We start from the raw sequence: 2,108 nt of genomic DNA, 5'->3' as shown, positions 1-2,108 counted from the left end.
GTCCTACCCCGCGCGCACCGTGCCGAGAAAGTCGCCGGCCTCGCGCTTCAGCCGGCCGCTGTTGCGCGACAGGGATTGTGCCGCCATGCGCACCTCGGAGGAGGCCGATCCGGTCGCGTTGGCGCCTTGCTGCACGTCGTCGATGTTGGTCGAGACCTGCTCGGTGCCGCGCGCGGCCTGCTGCACGTTGCGGGAAATCTCGAGCGTGGCCGCGCCCTGGTGTTCGACTGCCGAAGCGATGGTCGACGAGATCGCCGAGATCCGCCCGATGGTGTCGCTGATGTCCTTGATCGCCTGCACCGAAGCGCCGGTGGCGGCCTGGATGCCGGAGATCTGCTGGCCGATCTCGCCGGTCGCCTTCGCGGTCTGCTCGGCCAGCGCCTTCACTTCGGAGGCGACCACCGCGAAGCCGCGGCCGGACTCGCCGGCCCGGGCGGCCTCGATCGTGGCATTCAACGCCAGCAGATTGGTTTGCCCGGCAATGGTCCTGATCAGCTCGACGACGTCGCCGATGCGCGCCGCCGCCTTCGCGAGCGTGCCGACGCGATCGGTGGTGTGGCGCGCCTGGTCGACGGCCTCGTTGGCGATCCGCGCGGATTCGCGCACCTGGCGGCTGATCTCGTCGACCGAGGAGGTCATCTCCTCGCTGGCGGAGGCCACCGACTGCATGTTGCTCGTCGCTTCGCCGGACGCCGCGGCGACCTGGCCCGCGAGCGCGAGCGACCGCTCCGCGGTGCCGTGAAGGCTCGTGGAAGAGGTTTCGAGCTCGCTCGACGCCGACGACACGGTCTGGATGATCTTGCCGACCGTCTCCTCGAAATCATCGGCAAGCCGGTTCATGTCGGCCCGGCGGTGCGCGGCTGCGCGCGCCTCCAGCTGCTTCTGTTCGATTTCCAGTTGCTGATGGGCGATGGCGTTGCTCTTGAACACCTCGACCGCTTCGGCCATTTCACCGACTTCGTCGCGCCGGCCGATTCCGGCGATCTCGACGTCGATCCGCCCGCCGGCCAGCGCCTTCATCGCCGCCGTCATGCCATGCAGCGGCGTGGCGATGCGCCGCGCCACCACCACCGAGATGGCGAGCGACACCAGCAGCACCAAGCCGGCGGCCAGCAGCGAGCGCCGGATCGAGGGCCAGGTCTGCGCCTCGAGATCGTCGACATAGACGCCGGTCCCGATCACCCAGCCCCACGGTTTGAAATTCGCGAGGTAGGAGAGCTTGGGTTGCGGCTCCGCGATGCCAGGCTTGTTCTGGTTGTAATGCACGACGCCGTCGCCTGCGCGCGCGGCATCGACGAACATCTTGTAGATCAGGGTTCCGTTGGCATCCTTGAAGTTGGACATGTCGCGGCCGACCATCTCCGGCCTGAGCGGATGCATCACCAGGCGCGTATCGGTGTCGACGATGAAGAAATATTCGTTGCCGGCATAGCGCAGCGCCGCGACCCGGGCCAGCGCCCGTTTTTGCGCCTCCGCGACCGTCGGGCCGCCGTCCTTCACCGTGGCCTGCTCCTGCTTGATCATGGTCAGCGCCACGTCGATCAGATGCTTCAATTCGACCGTCTTCTGCGCCGTCAGGCTCGAGGTCAGTTCGTGCGAGTCGAGGAAGGTGAGGCCGAGCAGCCCGAGGAAGCCGAGCCCGATCAGAGCATAGATCCGCCGGCCGATCGTCAGTCTGGGCCAATGGGATGATGCGGATGCCATGTCCTTGACTTTCTCTGCTTGCGCATCCGGCGCGGCCCGTCAGCCGAACGCGCGGCGCCGCCGACTTCGATCGGCTCTGCAAAATCTTAGTGCCCATTCGCGTTCTGTATTCGGGTTAATTTCGCCGCCCGTATGACTACGGTTCAGCGCCTGTGCATCGGCCTCACCGTGTCGCGGCCTTTTCGAGGCGAGCGAGACTTTCGAGGCGATGCGCGAATCGACGCGAATGGAATCGTGTGGAGATCTGCCGCAAGGCCATCGCCTGTCCCGCTCCCGCTGCCCGGCTAGGCGCCCTGCGGTTCGGCGCGGCTTGTCTTCGCGGTGCCCCAGCGCAGGATGGCCGCATAGAGCGTATCCGGCTGGATCGGCTTGGTGAGGAAATCATTCATGCCGGCGGCGCGGCA

The 2,108-nt window shown here is 66.7% G+C and carries 1 protein-coding gene; it reads right to left on the bottom strand.

From position 1 onward, the window contains the following. Nucleotides 1-3: 3 nt before the first annotated feature. Nucleotides 4-1,704 (bottom strand): methyl-accepting chemotaxis protein, encoded by a 1,701-nt coding sequence (locus WCB02_RS31840; RefSeq protein WP_423964457.1) that lies wholly within the window; start codon nt 1,702-1,704, stop codon nt 4-6. Nucleotides 1,705-2,108: the final 404 nt, after the last annotated feature.

Origin of the sequence: Bradyrhizobium sp., assembly GCF_049581145.1 — a bacterium.
In the GTDB taxonomy this organism is placed as follows: domain Bacteria; phylum Pseudomonadota; class Alphaproteobacteria; order Rhizobiales; family Xanthobacteraceae; genus Bradyrhizobium.
This window is presented reverse-complemented; position numbering and strand designations above follow the sequence as displayed.